The organism is Neisseria sp. P0022.S010 (assembly GCF_051956635.1).
Genome location: NZ_JBQCXF010000798.1, coordinates 1 through 651 on the forward strand (window position 1 = coordinate 1; position 651 = coordinate 651).

Below are 651 nucleotides of genomic sequence, written 5' to 3' on the forward strand. Positions count from 1 at the left end.
GTTCACTTACCAACTTAAGCAGTTTAATAGTTGTATCAATTTTGCTACGTCGTTCATCTTCTTGAAAATGCCTAATTTCATTAATTCCTTTTTGTATTTCTTTTAATTTTTCATTGATATCAGCTAAATGTTTTTGAGCAACAACTGTTGAAGCCAAATTAAAAATAACTCCTGAATTAATAACTTGTTTCAACGTATTAGACTCAAAAATCCTTACATTCTCCGTAACACCAAATTTCCCATCCTTATTAACGCCATGAACCATACCGCGCAAGCCATTTCCATCTTTGGCAAGTGTAAGTTTTCTAGGGTCTATATTGATGCTGACTATTTGATTTTTAACTGTTTCAAATTTCGTTGCCAATGAAGGAATATTACTAAACAACTGATTAAATGAAGAAATATTAGATTCATTAAATTCATTTTTTATTTTAGGAGGTTCGGTATATTCAGTTAAAGATAGAATAACATCTTTATCAGCAGCATCCGTGATAAGCAAGTCTTGATTTGACAAAATTTTTACAGATTCAATTTCTTGTTTATCCCAATAGTTTTGCTTCATCATTTTCAACCATGAGATTTGAACAACAAAAGGGATGGTAATTCGTAAAGCAGGTGAAGAGAGACCTAATGCGAAGCTTCCTATTATTC

The 651-nt window shown here is 31.3% G+C and carries 1 protein-coding gene; it reads right to left on the reverse strand.

The window, feature by feature from the left end:
- Nucleotides 1-565: hypothetical protein (locus tag ACTHUT_RS21480; protein ID WP_440419836.1), on the reverse strand; the 565-nt coding region annotated here is incomplete at its 3' end.
- Nucleotides 566-651: the final 86 nt, after the last annotated feature.